The organism is Candidatus Nitrotoga sp. AM1P (assembly GCF_013168275.1).
Classification (GTDB): Bacteria; Pseudomonadota; Gammaproteobacteria; order Burkholderiales; family Gallionellaceae; genus Nitrotoga.
Genome location: NZ_AP019547.1, coordinates 106,303 through 126,354, shown reverse-complemented (window position 1 = coordinate 126,354; position 20,052 = coordinate 106,303). Strand labels below are relative to the sequence as shown.

Annotated in this window: 21 protein-coding genes and 1 pseudogene; 13 read left to right on the top strand and 9 right to left on the bottom strand. The window is 48.5% G+C overall.

Features of this window, described 5'->3' with window-relative positions; genetic code table 11:
• Positions 1-183 precede the first annotated feature (183 nt).
• Entirely contained in the window at positions 184-915 is a 732-nt protein-coding gene (locus tag W01_RS00605) for a ribulose-phosphate 3-epimerase (RefSeq protein WP_173051743.1), read from the bottom strand.
• 360 nt (positions 916-1,275) lie between these two features.
• Here W01_RS00605 and W01_RS00600 point away from each other — a divergent pair, with 360 nt between their 5' ends.
• Both W01_RS00600 and W01_RS00595 read left to right on the top strand, forming a co-directional pair.
• A complete protein-coding gene (locus W01_RS00600; RefSeq protein WP_173051742.1) occupies positions 1,276-2,577 on the top strand; it encodes a porin in 1,302 nt (433 codons plus the stop codon).
• A 153-nt stretch (positions 2,578-2,730) separates the two neighbouring features.
• Positions 2,731-3,069: a P-II family nitrogen regulator gene (locus W01_RS00595; protein ID WP_173055609.1), complete on the top strand. Its 339-nt coding sequence runs from the start codon at positions 2,731-2,733 to the stop codon at positions 3,067-3,069.
• A 151-nt stretch (positions 3,070-3,220) separates the two neighbouring features.
• On the opposite strand, the gene W01_RS00590 is transcribed toward W01_RS00595, so the two are convergent.
• The 3 genes from W01_RS00590 to flgA all read right to left on the bottom strand — a co-directional run bounded on the left by W01_RS00590 (position 3,221) and on the right by flgA (position 4,901).
• The gene (locus W01_RS00590) at positions 3,221-3,709 is read right to left on the bottom strand and encodes a flagella synthesis protein FlgN (RefSeq protein ID WP_173051741.1); all 489 of its coding nucleotides are present in this window, start codon (positions 3,707-3,709) and stop codon (positions 3,221-3,223) included.
• A gap of 11 nt (positions 3,710-3,720) precedes the next feature.
• The gene (flgM, locus tag W01_RS00585; RefSeq protein WP_173051740.1) at positions 3,721-4,026 is read right to left on the bottom strand and encodes a flagellar biosynthesis anti-sigma factor FlgM; all 306 of its coding nucleotides are present in this window, start codon (positions 4,024-4,026) and stop codon (positions 3,721-3,723) included.
• 185 nt (positions 4,027-4,211) lie between these two features.
• A complete protein-coding gene (flgA, locus tag W01_RS00580) occupies positions 4,212-4,901 on the bottom strand; it encodes a flagellar basal body P-ring formation chaperone FlgA (protein WP_173051739.1) in 690 nt (229 codons plus the stop codon).
• Between the two features lie 125 nt (positions 4,902-5,026).
• On the opposite strand from flgA, the pseudogene W01_RS13990 reads away from it, so the two are divergent.
• The 8 genes and pseudogenes from W01_RS13990 to W01_RS00540 all read left to right on the top strand — a co-directional run.
• Positions 5,027-5,132, top strand: a pseudogene (locus tag W01_RS13990) (IS1595 family transposase); the annotation flags it as partial.
• 162 nt (positions 5,133-5,294) lie between these two features.
• The gene (gene pgl / locus W01_RS00575; protein ID WP_173051738.1) at positions 5,295-6,005 is read left to right on the top strand and encodes a 6-phosphogluconolactonase; all 711 of its coding nucleotides are present in this window, start codon (positions 5,295-5,297) and stop codon (positions 6,003-6,005) included.
• A gap of 307 nt (positions 6,006-6,312) precedes the next feature.
• Positions 6,313-8,151, top strand: a complete 1,839-nt coding sequence (gene recQ / locus W01_RS00570) for a DNA helicase RecQ (protein WP_173051737.1) — start codon at positions 6,313-6,315, stop codon at positions 8,149-8,151.
• A 216-nt stretch (positions 8,152-8,367) separates the two neighbouring features.
• A complete protein-coding gene (locus W01_RS00565) occupies positions 8,368-8,745 on the top strand; it encodes an ArsR/SmtB family transcription factor (protein ID WP_173051736.1) in 378 nt (125 codons plus the stop codon).
• Entirely contained in the window at positions 8,742-9,260 is a 519-nt protein-coding gene (locus W01_RS00560; RefSeq protein ID WP_173051735.1) for an SRPBCC family protein, read from the top strand. Before W01_RS00565 ends, W01_RS00560 begins: the two co-directional genes overlap by 4 nt.
• Before the next feature lie 2 nt (positions 9,261-9,262).
• Positions 9,263-10,192, top strand: a complete 930-nt coding sequence (locus tag W01_RS13795; protein ID WP_198421309.1) for an SRPBCC family protein — start codon at positions 9,263-9,265, stop codon at positions 10,190-10,192.
• Between the two features lie 21 nt (positions 10,193-10,213).
• Complete coding sequence (locus W01_RS00545; RefSeq protein ID WP_173051734.1) at positions 10,214-10,684, top strand: VOC family protein; 471 nt, start codon at positions 10,214-10,216, stop codon at positions 10,682-10,684.
• A gap of 75 nt (positions 10,685-10,759) precedes the next feature.
• Positions 10,760-11,227 (top strand): VOC family protein, encoded by a 468-nt coding sequence (locus tag W01_RS00540; RefSeq protein ID WP_173051733.1) that lies wholly within the window; start codon positions 10,760-10,762, stop codon positions 11,225-11,227.
• A 141-nt stretch (positions 11,228-11,368) separates the two neighbouring features.
• Here W01_RS00540 and W01_RS00535 read toward each other — a convergent pair whose 3' ends face one another.
• On the bottom strand, positions 11,369-12,301 hold the full coding sequence (locus W01_RS00535; RefSeq protein WP_305792520.1) for a LysR family transcriptional regulator: 933 nt from the start codon (positions 12,299-12,301) through the stop codon (positions 11,369-11,371).
• Positions 12,302-12,394: 93 nt separating this feature from the next.
• Between W01_RS00535 and metE the strand changes: the two genes are divergently transcribed.
• Together metE and W01_RS00525 are read left to right on the top strand one after the other, a co-directional pair.
• Positions 12,395-14,662 carry a 5-methyltetrahydropteroyltriglutamate--homocysteine S-methyltransferase gene (gene metE, locus W01_RS00530; RefSeq protein ID WP_173051732.1) on the top strand — a complete coding sequence of 756 codons (2,268 nt, stop codon included), beginning with the start codon at positions 12,395-12,397 and terminating at the stop codon, positions 14,660-14,662.
• Entirely contained in the window at positions 14,662-15,003 is a 342-nt protein-coding gene (locus W01_RS00525) for a dihydroneopterin aldolase (protein ID WP_173051731.1), read from the top strand. The genes metE and W01_RS00525 overlap by 1 nt, the downstream gene beginning before the upstream one ends.
• A gap of 246 nt (positions 15,004-15,249) precedes the next feature.
• On the opposite strand, the gene W01_RS00520 is transcribed toward W01_RS00525, so the two are convergent.
• From W01_RS00520 to W01_RS00510, 3 genes are read right to left on the bottom strand one after another with little or no spacing between them, the layout of a single operon-like run.
• Positions 15,250-16,362, bottom strand: coding sequence for a beta family protein (locus W01_RS00520; RefSeq protein ID WP_173051730.1), 1,113 nt, complete (start codon positions 16,360-16,362; stop codon positions 15,250-15,252).
• 1 nt (position 16,363) lies between these two features.
• Complete coding sequence (locus W01_RS00515; protein WP_173051729.1) at positions 16,364-17,578, bottom strand: ImmA/IrrE family metallo-endopeptidase; 1,215 nt, start codon at positions 17,576-17,578, stop codon at positions 16,364-16,366.
• 5 nt (positions 17,579-17,583) lie between these two features.
• Positions 17,584-17,868, bottom strand: a complete 285-nt coding sequence (locus tag W01_RS00510; RefSeq protein ID WP_173051728.1) for a type II toxin-antitoxin system HigB family toxin — start codon at positions 17,866-17,868, stop codon at positions 17,584-17,586.
• A 458-nt stretch (positions 17,869-18,326) separates the two neighbouring features.
• Here W01_RS00510 and W01_RS00505 point away from each other — a divergent pair, with 458 nt between their 5' ends.
• On the top strand, positions 18,327-18,806 hold the full coding sequence (locus W01_RS00505) for a VOC family protein (protein WP_173051727.1): 480 nt from the start codon (positions 18,327-18,329) through the stop codon (positions 18,804-18,806).
• Positions 18,807-19,277: 471 nt separating this feature from the next.
• Here W01_RS00505 and W01_RS00500 read toward each other — a convergent pair whose 3' ends face one another.
• Complete coding sequence (locus W01_RS00500; protein ID WP_173051726.1) at positions 19,278-20,033, bottom strand: hypothetical protein; 756 nt, start codon at positions 20,031-20,033, stop codon at positions 19,278-19,280.
• Between the last annotated feature and the right edge of the window lie 19 nt (positions 20,034-20,052).

Sequence of the window (20,052 nt, the reverse complement as noted above, 5' to 3'; positions counted from 1 at the left end):
ACCGCATATTTCACGACTAACCGATATCATGGTCGTGTAACCCAATAGCAAAATTTTGACACAACGAACCATTGCAGGTCACTCAACATGCGATGATAGAGCCATGCTAGTTACACCGGCAGGGATAATAGATGGGTTAATTTGATTAAAATAGCGCGACTCTGCGTGAGATATACACAGTACTTATGAACCAACCTTTGCAAGCTCGGCATGCAGAGCAGCGACAATGGAATCATATTGATTTGGGTCAGTCTCATTGCCTGCTTCGTATATAGCAGAGCCGACCACAAAAGTATCGGCGCCAGCCATGGCAATTTGTGCGATATTGCCTAAATTCACATCACCGTGAATTTCAAGAATAATATTGCGCCCGCTCTCATTGATTTTTTTGCGTGCCATGCGCACCTTATTAATCGCCTCGGGAATAAATTTCTGGCCACTAATTAAGCCAGTCTGTTTAGACATGATCAAGACAACGTCGATTTTGCTTATAACATGATCGAGGTAGCTAAAAGGCGTGCCAGCATTGAATGCCAACCCGGCTTTACAGCCATGTTCGTGAATTAAATCAATGATCCGTTCGATATTTTCGAAGGACGGTAGGTTGTACGCATCTCGATCAACTGCTTCAGGATGAAAAATAATAATGTTTGCACCGGCCTTAGCGTATTCTGGTACAAGATCATTGAGTGAATTGTCTACATTGTATCCACTCGTCAGATGTATCTCTATCGGCGCCTGAGTAATAGGGCGGATGGCGGCACATGCCTTCGAACCATTTCTGAAAGTTGGCACGAAGTGTTTATTCATCACTTCCAAGTGAATAATGTCTGTGCCTGAGGCAAGGACATTAATGATCTCTTCGCCAAGCTTAGCAAAATTGGCAGAAATAATACTGGGTGCGATTTTGTACATTTAAGATGCCTTTAAATAAATTTGAAAAATGCTTATTCTACCCGAAACTCATGGCGAATAATTTTAACGGCAGATGTCATGAGAACATGTTAATCCCTCAGTTAATACAATTAAATTAATCATACGTCGAATGTCTAAAGTGCTGAACAAAATACTTTATTGCAAATAACAAATTCTAAGCACCTGATTGGTGCGATATCTATTTTAAAATGCATAAAATTAGTGCATAAAAATTATATTTTATCTTCACAATATACATCAATTCATTGTTTTAATTAATTAAATAATATTGGCACGGAAGCTGCTTTCAATTGATTGGGCGTTACTGAATTTCGCTCTCAATCTTAGAAAGAAAATGCCATGTATAAGACTAAATTTCTCATTGTTGCTCTAGGTGCTTTGTTCATACTTCCCGCAGCAGGTGCCGATGAGTCTCCATCTCTATTTAAAGATAATGGCATTGAGGTGGGCGGTTGGATCAATGCAGGAGTAACTTATAACGCGAATAACCCATCTGATCGATTCAATGGCCCTGTCACTTTCGCTGATCGTTCTAAAGAATTTCAATTAAATCAGCTTAATGTATTTATGCAACGCGCCGTGGCAACAGAGGGCAAAGCGTGGGATTTCGGGGGTCGGTTTGATTTAATGCTTGGTACCGACGCTATTTTTGCTCAAGCGTACGGCATCCCTGCATTCGATGTAAATACCGGCCAATCTTTGAAAAGAAGCAGTTGGGATCTGAATTTATGCTGTTCTTCCAGTCGCTTCTACAATATGGCATTACCACAGCTTTATATAGAAACCTATGTGCCGGTCGGGAACGGCCTAAATCTTAAGATCGGTCATTTTTATTCACCAACCGGTTATGAAACGGTTCCAGCCCCTGACAATTTCTTTTATACACGTTCCTACACCTTTAGTAATGGCGAGCCATTTACTCATACCGGCTTGGTGGGTAACTACACAGTCAACAAGAATTGGGCGTTTATGGGCGGGGCAATCACCGGCAGCGCAACCGGCGGTTGGGATGGAGGTTGGGATAAGGAAATGAATAATTGGGGCGGTTTAGCCGGAACGACCTGGACCAGCGACGACAAGCGAAGCTCAGTCAATCTCACTGGCTCCTACAGCAGGACTTCTTCACGAAGCAATGAGCCTTGGGCTTTCTACAGTCTTGTGGTGCAACATAAAATTACCCCCCAAACACGTCTGGTTTTGCACCATACTAGTGGTTTTGCGGGTGGGGTCTTCATACCTGACGGCCATAAGGATATTACCTGGCATGGCGTCGACATGCAGTTACATCATGATCTCAGGGAGGATTTGTCGGTGGGCATCCGTAGTGAATGGTTCCGTGATAAAGACGGCTTCCGTGTCTGCTCACCACTCCGGGTCGCTCAAGCAACCAATAGTGTACAGATTAGCTTTGCGGCTGACTTCTTGGCTACCTGTAAACCCGCCAATTATTATGATGTCACCGTAGGCATGAATTGGAAACCGGCTAAACAGTTAAAACTTGATTCGAAACTGATGCAAAAGCTGAATATTCGCCCAAATATCCGTTACGACAGAGTGGATGGCATTGGTCAAGCATACAAGCCTTTTGATAATAAAAAAGATCAATTACTATTATCAGTCGATGCGACGATCCCGTTCTGATGCGGCAATCTTTGGACAGGTCGGAAAATGCCTCTCAAACACATCATTCACCATGAAATGATGGTTTCATTTTTGAGGAAGCGTTAATGGTCCATCAATAATAGATTCTGAATATTGCTGTTTACGCTCTAACACACATTAGGAGTGATAATGATGAAAATGGTTACTGCAATCATCAAGCCGTTCAAACTCGACGAAGTACGCGAGGCTCTGACTGCAATTGGCGTACTGGGTATCACCGTTACGGAAGTGAAAGGCTTTGGCCGGCAAAAAGGTCATACTGAGCTGTATCGCGGCGCGGAATATGTGGTGGACTTTCTGCCCAAGGTCAAGCTGGAAGCCGCTGTCAAAAAGGAAATGCTAGAACTGGTGCTCGAAGCCATCGAAAAATCTGCACACACCGGTAATATTGGTGACGGTAAGATATTCGTTCACAACATTGAACAAGTGATTCGTATCCGTACTGGGGAAACGGGCGCAGAAGCATTGTAAGGTTATACATCGAGTTCCCGTACCAACTTACTTGCTCGATAAAGGAACGACTCTCATTGTACAACGCTATGCGGGGATGACTTTGACGGCTGCTATTTAATGCTGTGGTTTACCACCTCTGCGGGAGGATAGCAGCCGTCAGAATTTATATTTAGACACTATTCAAGATGCGGCCTGATACAGGTAAACTGGGCTGGCCATCAGGTCCATATAAGCCATTGGCACTATGTGTGGCATTGTGCAGCATGGTTAGTGTTTGTTGGTTTAGACGCATTTTTACTTGAATTAATTCACCATTGGTGCGGTTCATATGCTGTGCATGAGTAGCCAGCTGCCGGATTTCGTGCCACGCTGGTGAATTAATTGCAGTGTGGGTTTGTAACCAGGTTTCCATACTGCCGGGTTCAATTTTTATGCCCCGCGTAAGCATACCCTTCCTTCGCGCATTCACCAGCTTTGCCAGCTCCTGTACCATTTGGGTCTTGGTATCAGCCAGCACATGTATTTGTTCGGTCTGCTCATTGAGTAAAGCTTGTTGTTCAGTTTCGAGCAAGCGTATAAAAGCATGCAAAGCAGCGCGCTCTGCATGCATCTGTGAGATAAATTCTGCCGTTGCAGCAGCAGATATGTCACTAGTCATATAGCATCAGGTCAGGTTTTGTGCGAACTAATCAAATCCTGCACCGTTTGGATCAGTCCATCAGCCACAGCACTGGAATTGACCTGAAAACGACCTTCACTGATGGCTTGCTTAATATCTGCGACTTTAGCTGCATCCACTAGCGGTGTGTTTGCCATGCTGCTTTCCATTTTTTGAAGTTGTGCGGAAGTTGCACCCAGATGTACGCTGGTGACAGTGGATTGTGTACTACTTACAGGGCTAGCGGTGGGCGCCCGCGCCCGCTCTTCACCCGGCGTGATCGTAGGCAACGGTTTACTATTTTTTTCTATTTTCATGATGACCTCATTTTCCAACGCGGATAAATTTACTATCGGCAGCTAAATTCAAAACTTTAGAACACAGCTTTTATACACCAGCAAAACTTTCTGCACAATATGTGTTCGCAGGATAGACATGCAAATAAGCTTATGCAGCAGCCTAGTTTTATAGACTAAAGACATAATGTTTACTCTATCCAAGGCTAAGGCCGGATGCTTACTGCTCCATCCGGCTGCACTACGCCGCTCACCACCTGACCCGATGAGGTTTTGACTTGTACAGTTTGTCCTTCCGCCGCGTTACTTAATGCTTGACCATCAGCATGAATTTTGAAGCCTTGCTTTTCAATTTGAATTTGCACTGTCTGCCCCTGTTTTACTGCATAAGGCGCACGCAGCATGTCTTGTTTTAATACTTGCCTTGCTCCAACACTATATTTAAGTACTTTGCCAATAGCTTGCAAAGGGTCAGTGAGAACACCTGTTTGAGCTAATTCACTTTTTTGGGTTCCAATATCTTCGGCACGTAGGACATGCCCCTGTTGCAAGGGGCTATTGGCGATAAGCAAATTCGCACTTACTTTAATATGCACTGGCACGAACAATGTCCATTGTTTCATATTAGCAATACAGCGGACGCCTACTGTGCTGTTACCCAACAGCTGTCCTCCAGGAGGAAGAAATGCCTCCAGCGCTGGACAAGCTGGAAGCGAAACGCGCCGATCAATCTCATTCACCGTAATGGTAACTTGGCCCGGCAGGTTAAGTGTTTGCTCATGCACGAAAGCAGTAATAAGTGTGCGTATTTCGACATGGCTTTGTTGCGGCACTGCCCATGCGGACATGCTGCACCATAGTGCGCCGAATAATGTCCATTGCAAAATATTTTTCATATTAATATTGCCTGCTTGAAGTAGATATAGGGGAAGCTAGACAGATTGCAATACATAACGTTCGCTATTGAATGATTAACAGGCAAGAAATCTCTTAAATTTTAATTTCATCCCAAATACCACATTACAACAGCCGACTCAAACAATGGATGACGGAATTTCATGGTGTGGCCACACATTATCTCGAAAACCATCTTGAGTTGGCACAGAATGATTAATCGAGCCGGGTAAAGTGTCACGCCAACCGCTCGTTTGCTTCCATCTATTGGATAGAGCAGTTTCAACAGGTAATTATGCAAAATTTTGATCGTATCGTATTCAATAAACTAAACCAGCAATCTCAGCCAAGCTTACAATCACATACACTGTCATAATTACTCTTGAGTTAATTGTATGCCTTTATTGTCCAGTAACCCACCGCAACAATGCCGTTGGCACAAGTTCAACACAACTGTCGAACTAGAGCAGGCTGCAACACAAACAATATTGCAGGCGGCGCTGCTGGCCATTAGTCTGCGCGGGACTTTTCATATCGTACTCGCCGGCGGCACAACACCGCGTCGTGTATATGAATCGCTGCGCAACGCTGATGCAGACTGGGCTGCCTGGCATGTTTATTTCGGTGATGAACGTTGTCTGCCAGCTGACCATGTGGAACGCAACAGCTGGATGGCCGCGCAGGCGTGGCTTGACCATGTCGCCATCCCTCGTACCCAGATTCACTTTATTCCCACAGAGGAAGGCGCGCGGGCAGCCGCTAGCGCTTATACACAAACATTGGTAGGCATCGAATTATTCGATTTGGTTTTACTGGGATTAGGAGAAGATGGCCACACTGCCAGCCTGTTTCCTGGTTACGAGTTGGCCAACACGGCCGATGCTCCAGCTGTTATTGTGGTGGAGAATGCACCAAAATATCCGCCACAGCGGGTATCGCTCAGCGCACGTCGCTTGAGTATGGCACGCAAAGTTATATTTATAGTGAGCGGTGCTATGAAACAGCAGGCCGTAAAGGACTGGCGCAATGGGATCGCTATTCCTGCTGCTGCCGTTAGTCCGACAAACGGTGTAGATGTATATCTTGAAGCGGCGCTGCTAGTGTGAGTTGCCAGCTCATCTTTAAAGTACTCCCCCCAGCGAATATTCTAGAATTTCTCTCTATAGTTACACACAATAAATTGATTATTAATGTAATTTTTTCTTGTAGCAACCAAGTAATTTCAGACACAATGAAACAGTTTCCCGTACTGCCGCGCTACCGCTCACTACACTTGCTCTTCAGTAACACCAGTCAACTCCATGTCCTTGGGGAAATACTGTCGGAATAGCCCATTACTGCTCACTGTGAATAATCCTCTAGCAAGAATAAGCCCTGGGGCAGAATAGCTTCGAGTGTGATACCTTTCTTTTTATGACTGCCCCTACCGCCCAACAAATTCTGCACGATGTTTTCGGCTATTCGTCCTTTCGTGGTAAACAACAATCTATAGTTGAATATGTCGTTGCTGGGGGTGATGCGCTGGTTTTAATGCCAACCGGCGGCGGCAAGTCGTTGTGCTACCAGCTTCCGGCGTTGTTGCGGCGTGGGGTGGGCATAGTGGTGTCACCGTTGATTGCACTAATGCAGGATCAGGTGGACGCACTTAACCAGCTTGGTGTGCGCGCCGCTTTTCTTAACTCCAGCCTGGATGCGAACACTGCGCGTGCCGTGTCAAGCCGTTTGCTGCGGGGTGATTTAGATCTCTTGTATGTGGCGCCAGAGCGGTTACTGATGGCTGGATTCTTGTCCATGCTGGAACAGGTGCAAGCCGAACATGGCATGGCACTGTTTGCCATTGACGAGGCGCATTGCGTATCACAATGGGGCCATGATTTCCGTCCAGAGTATCGCGGACTGACTGTATTGCATGAGCGCTTTCCGGACGTGCCGCGCATCGCGCTGACGGCCACGGCGGATGCGCCAACTCGAGGTGAAATCGTCGAGCGGCTGGCGCTGGAACAGGCGCGTCAATTTGTTTCCAGTTTCGACCGTCCCAACATCCGTTATCGGGTAACGCTGAAAGCCAATGCCCGGCAGCAATTGCTGACATTTCTGGAAACGGAACATGCCAATGATGCCGGCATCGTATATTGCCTGTCGCGCAAAAAAGTGGATGAAACTGCTACTTGGCTTCAGGAGCGCGGCTGGAATGCATTGCCTTATCACGCCGGGCTGGATGCGGCCATACGGAGCGAAAATCAACGTTCATTCTTGCGCAAGGAGGGCGTCATCATAGTCGCCACTGTCGCTTTCGGCATGGGCATCGACAAGCCTAACGTGCGCTTTGTCGCTCACCTTGATCTACCCAAGAGCATGGAAGGCTATTATCAGGAAACGGGCCGCGCCGGACGCGACGGCTTACCCGCAAATGCATGGATGACTTATGGTTTGGGCGATGTAGTGTCCATGCGTCAGATGCTGGCATCCGGCGATGCACCCGAGGAACGCAAACGGTTAGAGGTGCATAAACTTGATGCACTGCTGGGGTTTTGCGAATCCACTGCCTGCCGCCACCAAATTATCTTGCGTTATTTTGGAGAGGAGCATCCAGGCAACTGTGCTCAGTGCGACAATTGCCTGGAGCCGATAGATACGTGGGATGCGACTCAGGCGGCACGTATGGCATTGTCGTGTGTTTACCGCACTGGGCAGCGCTTCGGTGTGGGTTATTTGATTGACGTATTACTGGGCAAAGCCACTGCACAGGTCGAAAAATTTCGCCATCAGCAACTGAGTACTTTTGGCATTGGCCAGTCGCTCGCGCAGACACAATGGAGCAGTGTCTATCGCCAGTTGGTTGCTGCCGGTTTGCTCAATGTGGACATGGAAGCTTATGGCGGATTGCGTCTTACCGAAGAAGCCCGCCCGGTGCTACGCGGTGAATCCGAAGTGTGGCTACGACGCGATGCTGAACCCGCTAAAAACAAAATCAGCAAAATTGAGCGTAGCGCAAGAATGCGCGAAGCATTTGACGGTGCAAATGAAGACCCGCTGTGGCTGGCACTTAAAGCCAAGCGCATGGAGCTCGCCCGCGAACAAGGCGTACCACCCTATGTTATTTTTCACGACAGCACTTTGCTGGAAATTCTCAAACTTCGTCCTGGTAGTCTCACCGATTTAGGAAAAATTAGCGGAGTCGGGTTAGCCAAGTTAGCCCGTTATGGAGATGATTTTCTAAAAGTCATTGAAAATGAGGCAAATGGCGTTTAAGTGGGAAAAAATAAGCGGAACTATTTATAGGAATCGCGTAATTACTCCAGCAAGTATCAATTTTAAAATTTCGCCAGTCATTCAGCCAACTATTGGCACCATCTCTCAAATCGCGTTCGGTATCAACTGATAATTCTAATTCTCATGCGATTGACAGTTTTATAACTCAGCCTGATAATAAATCAGTTAGTTAATTATCCAACTGGATAGATACATATGTCCCCAAATGTCACATTAGACCGTCTCAGCGCGACCTTCTCCGCCTTGGCCGACCCCACACGGCGGGCAATGTTGGCGCGTCTGGCTAAAGGTGAAGCATCGGTTAACGAGCTTGCTGCACCATTTGCGATGAGCTTACCTGCCGTATCAAAGCACATCAAAGTGCTGGAAAAAGCTGGGCTGATCACTAAAGGGCGCGACGCGCAGTGGCGCCCCTGCCGTATTGACGGTGAACAACTCAAAGTAGCGATGGATTGGATTGGTCAATACAAACAGTTTTGGGAAGAGCGGCTGGACCGTTTGGATACCTATTTACTCACCCTGCAACAAAACTCAGACCCCGATATCAACCCCACCAAAGGAGAGTTAAAGTGAAGACCAACGGAACATCTAGCCAATTCAATCCCCAACTTGACCTCACTTTTGAGCGCATCGTCGATGTCCCCAAAGAACTTGTTTGGCGCGCTTGGACTGAGCCAGCGCTGCTCAAACCATGGTTTTGCCCGCTGCCGTGGAAAACAATAGACGCTGAGATTGATCTGCGCCCCGGCGGCATGTTCCGCACCACTATGCAGTCGCCGGAAGGTAAGAACTTTCCCAATATCGGCTGCTACCTGGAAGTCATCTCCAACGAAAAATTGGCCTGGACAAATGCCTTGTTGCCAGGCTTTCGACCCAGCACACCCAGCCCAACTTGCGGAGACGAACAGGTCGATTTCAAGTTCACCGCCATAATCGAGTTGGCAGATCACTCCAGTGGCACACGCTACACCGCCACGGTGATCCACGCGGATGAAACGGGTCGCAAACAACATGCTGCAATGGGCTTTGAAAGCGGCTGGGGTACAGCGCTCGACCAATTGGTCGCGATGGTCAAGAAAGGCATCTGACCATGTCTGCTCTGACTCCCGAAAAATCCAACGAGATTATCCTCACGCGCACCGTAAACGCACCCATCCAGCGCGTCTGGCAAATGTTCACCCGGCCCGAGCACATCCAACATTGGTGGGGGCCAAACGGTTTTACCAATACGATTTTTGAGATGGACGTGCGTGTGAGCGGACTATGGCGCTACATTATGCACGCACCCCCCAACGCAGACGGTAGCCCCGGCACAAATTACAATAACTGGATTCGCTACACCACCATCACCGAGCCGACTTTCATGGCCTACGAGCACGGCGGCGACGACCCTGACCATGCCGAGTTCAACGCCACCATGACGCTACAAGACTTGGGCGATCAGACGCAGGTCACACTGCGAATAATCCTGGAGTCAGCAGCACAACGCAAAGCTTTGGCTGAATTTGGTGCGATTGAGGGTGGCCAGCAAACGCTGGCGCGGCTCGATGCCTATTTAACAAGCACCGGGAAACCCAACGAACTCATCATCACTCGAACATTCGATGCGCCAAGAGCGTTAGTGTGGAAAGCATGGACTGATCCCAAACACGCGTTGAATTGGTGGGGCCCCAGCCACCATCCCGCCGTCAATGTGATGTGGGATGCACGGTCGGGCGCTCGCTGGCGCAACTGTTTACGTTCTGTTGAAACCGGAGATTTGCTATGGCATGGTGGCGAATTTCGTGAGGTAGTCGAGCCGGAATTACTGACATTTACCTTTGCGTGGGAAGAAACAGGCGAACGAGGCATAGAAAACTTAATCACTATTACCCTTACCGAAAATCACGAAAAAACAACCATGGTGCTAAGACAAACACCATTTCAGTCATTATCTGAGCAAGAGGGACATAATGAAGGATGGAACAGCACGTTTGACCGTTTAGCGAACTATCTGGCACAGCGACTTAATCATATTTAACCAAAATAGGATAAAAAAACCATGCAAAAAATCACCACTTGTTTGTTGTTCGACGGGCAAGCCGAAGAAGCGATGAACTATTACGTCTCTATTTTTAAAAACTCAAAAATATTGAGCGTCACTCACTACGGCAAAGGCGCACCCATGCCAGAGGGCACAGTGATGACCGCAAATTTTGAGCTGGAAGGACGCCAATTTATGGCGCTCAATGGGCCGATGTACAAATTTTCACCTGCGACCTCTTTCGTCGTGAATTGCGAAACCCAAGAAGAAGTGGACTACTACTGGGACGCATTGGTCGCTGGCGGCAAGCCCAGTCAATGCGCGTGGCTGGACGATAAATACGGCGTGTCGTGGCAGATTGTTCCCAAGCAACTCATACAATTGATAAGTGACTCGGACCCTGTAAAAGCGGGACGTGTAATGCAAGCAATGATGACGATGTCGAAGATCGTGATTGCAGATATACAGCGAGCTTACGACGCGAATTAAGCAGCTTGTCAGCAAGTAGTACGCACACTAAGTAAGTAATTTTTAATATTAATCAAAAATCTAGGAGAATTAATCATGACCAGTTTAAAAGTCAAAGCTATTCCTGATGGCATGCATTCGATCACTCCGCATATCATCTGTGCAGACGCGTTGGAGGCTATTGCGTTTTACAAAAAGGCATTCAATGCCATAGAGTTGATGCGCCTTCCAGGCCCAGACGGCAAACTCATGCACGCCTGTGTTCAGATTGGCGACTCACAATTGATGCTCGCTGAAGAAAATCCGCAATGGGGCGCACTTGGACCAAAAACATTGAAAGGCTCGCCAATCACGATCCATTTGCAAGTCGAAAACGCGGACGGAACCATGGTGCAAGCCGTAGCAGCGGGTGCAAAAATCACCATGCCTATTGCGGATATGTTTTGGGGCGACCGTTACGGTCAAGTGGAAGACCCGTTTGGTCACCGCTGGTCGATAGCCACCCATACGCGCGATGTGACGCCCGAAGAAATGCAAGCCGAAATGGCCAAGATGGGCGGCTAAAACCAACTACCATTACCTTTGAGAAAGCTACGAAGAACAAGTCCGTTCGCGTTGAGCTTGTCGAAACGTACCACTTGCAAATGGCTTCGACAGGTTCAGCCCGAACGGAGGGACTTGTTCAGCATTGCCTTAAGTTAAAACTCATTCTCCGCGGATCATTAATGGTATCAGCCCTGGCAAACGGTTAAAACTGACCGTTCGCACGGTTTCCAGAAAATCCTGCATATAGGACGCTTGCGCAGCCTCCACATATGTGACGGCATACAACTCACCGAACAATCCCTCCTTGCCTAAACGCATGCTATGCACGTAGCCGGTTTTCAAATAGCTTTGCACCGCCCAATTCGGCATGGCGGAGATACCTCGGCGGCTGGCAACCAATTGTAGAATTGCAACGGTCAGTTCGGCGGTCCGTCGTTTCGGTTCAACGCCGTGGGGCTTCAGAAAATTGCGGATTACGTCCAGCATCTCTTCCGGTACCGGGTAGGTCACCAACGTTTCATCGGCAAAATCACGTGCAGTGAGGTATTCCTTTTGTGCCAATTTGTGTAAACAGGAAACAATGCCGACGATCTCGAAACCGAACAAAGGGTGATAAGTCATTCCGTTCTTACGGTACTCAGATACCACGGCAAGGTCGGCGCGGTCTTCGCGCAGCAGTGCCAGCGGATTAACATGAAAACCGGATACTAAATCCAACTCAACCTCTGGCCAATGTTCACGGAAAACATCCATCGCGGGCATTAGCCACTCGAAGCAAGTATGGCACTCCACCGCTATACGCAAGCGCCCGGCCTGTCCTTCTACGATGCGCGCAATATCGCGCTCGGCTTCTGCCACTTGTGCAAGCACCGCTCCCGCCAAAACTTGCAGTCGCTGTCCGGCAGCCGTCAGCCGCAAAGGCTGGGTCTTGCGTTCGAACAACGGAACGCCGTAATGATCTTCTATTTGTTTGACCTGATGCGAAATTGCCGATTGTGTCAGGTGTAAGCGTTGCGCGGCACGCGACAGATTGCCGCTCCCAACTAAAGCTTCCAACATTCGTAAATGGCGTAATTCCAGAATGGATAGCATTATTAAATAATTTAATGATTAATACGAAAATAATGATTTTGCATAATAATAAGAATTTGCCGAAGATGCCATCCTTTCCAACGGAGGATTATCATGGCGACTACACACAATCTTGGCTTTCCACGCATCGGCGCGCAACGCGAACTCAAAAAGGCTCTGGAATCGTACTGGAATGGCCAATTGGACGAAGCATCCCTGCTCGCCATCGGCAAAGAATTACGAGCACGGCACTGGGCGGTGCAACGCGATGCGGGAATTAATCTGATTCCGGCTGGGGATTTCGCATGGTACGACCAAATGTTGAATATGACCGTCCTCTTGGGTGCCGCGCCCGAACGATTCGGTTTTACAGGTCCATCAACACTGGAGCAGTATTTCCAGCTTGCGCGCGGCAATGCGCAACAGCACGCCATGGAAATGACCAAATGGTTCGACACCAACTATCACTATCTCGTCCCGGAATTTCTGAATTCTACCGAGTTCAAGCTGAATAGTTCATGGCTATTCGATGAAGTAGGTGAAGCGCAGGCACTGGGGATCAATGCCAAGCCGGTATTAATTGGTCCGCTCACCTACCTGTATCTCGGTAAAGAAAAACATGCCGGTCTGAACCGCTTGAATTTATTGCCCAAGCTAATTCCGGTGTACAAGCAAATTCTGGAGCGCCTGAAAGCGCAAGGCGTGGAGTGGGTGCAAATTGACGAACCTGTACTGGCACTCGATTTGCCGCAGGAATGGGTGGCAGCACTCACTCACACCTATGCCAGCCTGTCGCAGGACGCCCCCAAAATTCTGCTCGCCACCTATTTCGACAGCGTGGAAGACCATGCCGAAGCGCTAAAAGCCTTGCCGGTTGCCGGCCTGCATATCGACTTGGTGCGCGCTCCGCAGCAGGTTGAACCCTTTATCCACAATTTCCCGGCAGATAAAATCCTTTCTGCAGGTATTGTAGATGGCCGAAATATCTGGCTCAACAACTTGCCTGCTTCGTTAGCTATCCTCGAAGAATTGCGCATAACACTGGGGGATCGACTATGGGTTGCACCCAGTTGTTCTCTGTTGCATGTGCCGGTGGATTTAGCACAAGAAACCGGACTGGATAAAACCGTCAAAAGTTGGATGGCATTTGCCACGCAAAAGCTCGAGGAGGTTGTCACTTTGGCGCAGGGTGTATCGCACGGCAAGGAAGCCATCGCTCCTCAATTGGCAAAAACCAATGCCGCATTGGAAAGCCGGGTGTACTCGCCGCTACGACATGATCGTGAAGTGCATCAGCGTATTGCAGCCTTGAAACCTGCCGATGAAGAACGCTCTACGCCGTTTGCCCAGCGCATCGCTGCACAGCAAAAGCAATTCAAGCTGCCTGCTTTCCCTACCACTACCATCGGCTCTTTCCCCCAAACCGCAGCCATCCGCAGTGCCCGCGCTGGCTACAAGCAAGGCAAACTAAGCGAGGAGCAATATCGCACGGCAATGCAGACAGAAATCCACCATGTAGTGGCCAAGCAGGAAGAACTGGGGATCGACGTGCTGGTGCATGGTGAAGCCGAACGCAACGACATGGTGGAATACTTCGGCGAACAACTGAAAGGCTTTGCTTTTACGCAATACGGCTGGGTCCAAAGCTACGGCTCGCGCTGCGTAAAACCCCCTATCATCTACGGCGACATTTCACGCCCACACCCAATGACCGTCGAATGGAGTTGCTACGCACAAAGCTTGACTGACAAACCGATGAAAGGAATGCTCACCGGACCAATCACCATTCTGCAATGGTCATTCGTGCGCAACGATATTCCTCGCGCTGCCACCGCCTTGCAAATCGCACTGGCGATTCGCGCCGAAGTACAGGATTTGGAGCGAGCGGGCATTGGCATCATTCAGATTGACGAAGCCGCCTTACGCGAAGGCTTGCCGATCAAACGGCAGGACTGGGCGCATTACCTCGACTGGGCAGTGCGCGCTTTCCGCATCAGTACCAGCGGCGTGCGAGACACCACACAAATTCACACGCACATGTGCTATTCGGAATTCAACGACATTTTGCCCGCCATCGCCGCGATGGATGCTGATGTGATTACGATAGAAACATCGCGCTCGGATATGGAACTGCTGGAAGCCTTCCGTGCCTTCCATTATCCGAACGATATAGGTCCCGGCGTGTACGACATCCATTCACCGCGTGTGCCGAGTCAAGCAGAAATGCAACGTCTGATGCGCAAAGCATGTGCTGTTATTCCGCGCGAACGCTTATGGGTTAACCCGGACTGCGGATTGAAAACGCGTGGATGGCCGGAAGTGGAAGCGGCCCTACGCAACATGGTTGCCGTAGCGCACACACTGCGGAACATCGCAGCCTAATGGCGCACACGCTCGCACATGATGGAATTACTTTGTATACCCTCATCGGCGTGTACGAATGGGAACGGGCAGCCTCACGTCCGCTCGTTTTTAATTTACGGCTAGAAAGTGCACACCCGCTTGGCCTGACACGTACGCTTATTGAGCGGCAGCTTGCCGGTTGGCTTGCACCCTGCCGCTATCGATTGCTGGAAGCTTTGGCAGAACACATCGCTCAACGCATGTTAATGGAATGGCATTGCAGTCGGGTCGAGATTGGCATCGAAAAACCTGGTGCATTAGGCGATCTGGCGCGCGTTGGCATACGTATTATGAGGGATGCGGAAAAGCGAGCTGCGTAATGCGTATGAACTATTTATCCTAACAATGCCCACGGATCGACTGACAGATGAAACAGCGTGGGGTGATCTAGCAGCGTGTCGTGAAGAATTCCTGCTCCATAGGATGACACCCCTGACGCAGGCCTTTTAATCAACCTATTCGCCATAGCCTTCAGGATGTCACGACGAATTCAGCATGAATTTACCCCCCGATTCCCAGCGAACCGTGGGAGCTAAAGCTTTTCTTTGTTAGACATATCTATATAACTAATTCGAGTCCGTCAAATTTTTTATTGAAGTTATGACTTGCTGATGTCCATAGATTTCCGTTAAGACAGCACAAATATGATGATTGCTATCTACGGCAATCATTCCAGTGTGATCGCGAATTTCTCTGATACCGATACTACAGTTGAATATCTCAGAATCGCCCCAACTGAACGGTGCCCCCATAAAGTGGGGCGACGCTACTAGCTTCTCAGCAAGCACTTTATGCTGGAGAGTCAATGAATCCAGTTTTTTTGAGTGCCCGCGCACGACGAAGAACTGATTGCCGATGGTATAGCGAATTTTGGCGTTTGCATTCGGAGCAATCACCCCTTCTACCGTATTCGCGCTTCGGATCAGATAATCACCAAAAATTATTTTGCGATCTTTGCTACCAGAGAAAATAGCTTTCCAAGCCATCATTTCGATACGTGGTATACAGCCTTCTGCGTCCGGTATGTCAACTGCTTCGTTTATAGCAACTGGCATCGAACCACCCACTACAATAACAGTGCTAAAGCCTAAGTTCCGCAAGGTCGTTACGGCCATTTCTGCATTGGTAATCACGTCTGGCACAGAATCAGTGGCAACGTCGCCAAAATCGACCATTACGTAGCAGCTGTTATGCTCAACATCGAGTGACGCCATGATGTCGTTTATGCGATCTGAGAAGTATGAAAAATCAGGCATATCTTGCTGTATCGCCTCTCTGTCGAGACGGATGCATGGCGGTACTGGGAAAGACTTACGGATATTCTTTAGCGCCTGACTGTAGGTTGGATCATCCCAACGGTCATAACCCACGACAGGATACGCGATCACACTGTTGGCGCGAAACTGTGCAAATGCATATTCTAAGACGTGGATACCGCTCTCAGTTCGCGCATCTGAACTCCACTTGGAAATGTCCAAAAAGGCTCGGCGGGCACCCCATGCTTTACCAGCATTAATTGCCGTTCGATTAATAGTCTTCTCATGAACATTGGCATCAGGCTTCTTCGCAGGCAATTCGAAGAGCGGAATGGTTTTTTCTGATGCTGAACTCCGCAAATTTAACAGGGCAGTAAATTCCCCACGTTTTGCAGCCATTACCGGAACATAAAGGAAACTCATCTTAGAAATCCACCCCTGTTAAGTTGAAATGCTTTCGTACTTGGCCGTGACCGACCAAGTCATTAAATATCATGTAGTTCTCTCGCTCTTTTCGTAGTCTTCCAGCAACGATTGCTGGATGTATCTTCAGCTCCCTAGACAGTCGATCTATGGACTGCGTACTTGGATTCAAGTACGCATCGCTTCGTTTCCATGAAACCCGTGGAATCAATGCCTCTTTTGCTATTCGATTCGCTTCCAGTTCACGGCGATCGTCAGAAGATGCATCCAAATTGTCTAAGAAAGTTTCCTCGGCAACAACGTGCTTCCAAAGGTGAGACACCTCATGCAGAAGTGTAAACCAAAAATTATCTAACCGATCAAACCGGAGGGTAAGGCCGATAATTGGCATGCCATCATTATCATGAAGGGCTGCGCCGTCCAACAGTGTTCCCTTTAAATTAGGTTCGATCACCACAGCAATGCCATGCTTTTCCAAAAATTCGACAGCAAGGACAGGGCCATGTTCAGACCAACTGAGTTGTGCTAGTTCGCGTAAAAAAGTCTGCGAGAACACGTTGCGATCAAATGAACCAAGAGCCGACTTCCGCTCTCTAGCTCTTTGAATCACGCGAGCAAGCCATGCATACAGTGCATAACGCGTTGCCGGTGAGTCTGCGTCCCCGCCAAGGGTGCGGCGGAATGCTGTATTGCTAAATTGCATGCCAACATTAGCAATAAAGTTTTTAACGAGTTCCTCCGTTGACTCAACGGTTTTGTTGGTAAGTTTTTGTAGCCAACCACGCGCTACCATTTCTTTGATTGGGAAACAACTCCAATCAACCTCATCTCTAGCGCTTTGAGCAATTTCTGCTGGCTCAATACCCACAAGTGTCTCTGTAGAAATGCCCAGTCCACTAGAAATTGCGCGAATCATGTTGACTGTTAGCGGACGTTTTCTACTGAGAACCTCAGAGACGCGGCTACGAGTGCCAAAATAGGGGATGAGGTCGGTTTGCCTCAAGCCTTGTTCCTGCATACGGAAAAGTATTGCACTTATCGGATCAGGTACTTCTATTGGAAATTTCTGGTTTTCATAGGCTTCGACAAGAACAGATAGAAGCTCTAAGCGCTCGGCTGCTCTACTCCCTTGTTGAGGATTTTGTGTAATCAGATCCTGTATCTCAAGCAGGTATTCTTGGTGCTGCTCTTCTGTGCGAATAACTTTAGCGTTCATTAGTTTCACAGTGTTGTGCGTTTCAAATTCATCACTAAGGCGACAGACTGATGGAACATCATTGCCACCTCAATGCATTGGGGTTGTTCTGCAACAGGAAATTGGAATACACCGTTTGCAACATTTTTTGCTTTTGGGAATTGTCGACATACCTCTCTTGCCGCTTTCCAATTGGCATGAGTTAGCTCTGACACCCAATTGCGCAGCCAGTCATCTGTTTGGTCATCAAGGCCATAAAGTACCCCAAGTCGATTTTTCCCAAGTAGCTTCATAGCAGTCAATGTTCTCAATTTGGGAACATTGTACAGATGAAAATTGCGAAATGCAAGTTCTCGTTACGGGAACTCGAAAAATAATCTCCGCAAGAATAAATTGAAAATCAATAGCGTCGGACGCGATTGATAAACCCCAAACACATAGACGATCTGAGTATCAAAAACAAAACCACCAATTGACTCTGTCCACATTGATTTTTCCAAAGGCATTTGTATAAAATCGCTGGATTCACGCCTGCGCGGGAATGACGAGGTTTTGCAATATCGGCCATTCTGGGTTGAATCACCACGCCACTTGAGGCAAGATGAGTCCTCAACGATTTTTGTATCAACCTCACAGAAGGGAACAAGCATAGGCGCACAGCGGAAAGCAGAGCGCGCGGGTGCGTCACCTTAAGGAACGCCACTTGCCCAAGAAATCGGGCAGTCTTCATGGTTTAAGCTATATATTTGTCATCCATCGGAGAACTAAAATGATTAGCAAGAATACGATTTGTCTTTGGTTCAACGGCACCGCAATAGAAGCCGCGCAGTTCTATGCCGAAACATTCCCGGACAGTGCGGTGGGAACGATCCATCGCGCGCCCAGTGACTATCCCGCTGGCAAGCAGGGCGACGTCTTGCTGGTCGAATTCACCGTGATTGGCATCCCTTGTATCGGCCTGAACGGTGGCCCGGAGTTCAAGCACAATGAAGCTTTCTCCTTCCAGGTTGCGACCGGTGACCAGGCCGAAACCGACCGCTTGTGGAACGCGATTGTCAGAAACGGCGGCCAGGAAAGCGAATGTGGCTGGTGCAAGGACAAGTGGGGCCTGTCGTGGCAGATCACGCCACGCGCCCTCATTGAAGCGATTGCCGATCCTGATCGCGCGGCGGCCAAGCGCGCTTTCGAAGCGATGATGCAAATGGGAAAAATCGACATCGCTACGATCGAAGCGGCCCGACGCGGTTGACGTTCATTAATCGTCCTTTTCTGGGGGCAGTGAACGGCTGCTTTGACCGAGAAGCCGTCATTTCTTTGGGTATTGGTGTGACTATCCACTGCTCAAGATAGCCAAATCGGCATTTGATAATGGCAACAACAGTCGACTGCAACAATTCAGTGACTACGCGAAAGAGTGAATTGCGGAAACTTCGGCCAAGGGGTCAAATTCAAGTCGTTTCTTGATTTCATCGCATGCGGCGTTTGTATAGGTAATCACGGCTATGCGTTGCCATTAAAGCAGTAGCGTCCTCCGATATTCACGACGAACGCGATTTATCGCATTCACCAGTGATCGCGTTTTGCCAGAGCCAGCATAAAGAAAAAACCTTTGGCTCAGTGAGATTAAGACGATGCGTAAATTTCATCGTCTACACCATCATCCATACCATTATCGTCATGTGGGAGCGCTTCAGTCATGGCCTTGCACCTGCATCTTTTTTCAAGTTGCTGTTTTTTTGCGATCCCGTTTGGATTGAACTCGGGCATCAACGCGAGGCCAATGTTCGGTATGGAATTTTTTATTGGTTATGATTTCTATCGGGGCAGCTCCCATGACATCAATTCCCCATTGCGTAAATACGAACATTCCGGCATCTGAGAGTGCTAGTTTTTCCAGCCATACAACTCGATCTATCAGATAACGGTCGGGTTTTTTACCGGCGAACCCTGATGCAACATAGTTTTTGAAAAATGCCTTGGCGACCAACACGGCTAAACGTGCTTGCTCAATACCATTCGTGTCGCGCTTGGAGGATAGACGATGCAGGTTAACGATGCGGCTTTTGAGAACAAGGGTCGGGTGGAGAATGCGTATAAATCCATACTCGGGGTGTTCAAGCTCGACAGCGAGCTTTCTGATTTCTTCGTTGGTTAGCCCAATCAACGTTCCCATGAAGTCGATAAACAGAGTGCGTCCATCCGGGGTTTTGTAAGTAACAATGGCGGTATTAGACGTATGATCTTCGAGCTTCGCGATGCGAAGTGTCCCCTGCAATTCTGCGGCGACGATATGTGCATCATGCCTCGTGGCTAGAACATCCGCATCCTGCGTGAGATACGGCGTGTCACTTGGGGGTACCGGGATTTTAAAATAATCGACCCAGAATGTTAGGGACTGTCCCCCAACCAGGATGGCTGTCTGAGTTGTTTTCTGGAGCGCGTGGATAGTTTTTGGAGGTCGCTCGGCTGGAACCAATCGTAACCGGCAACCACGT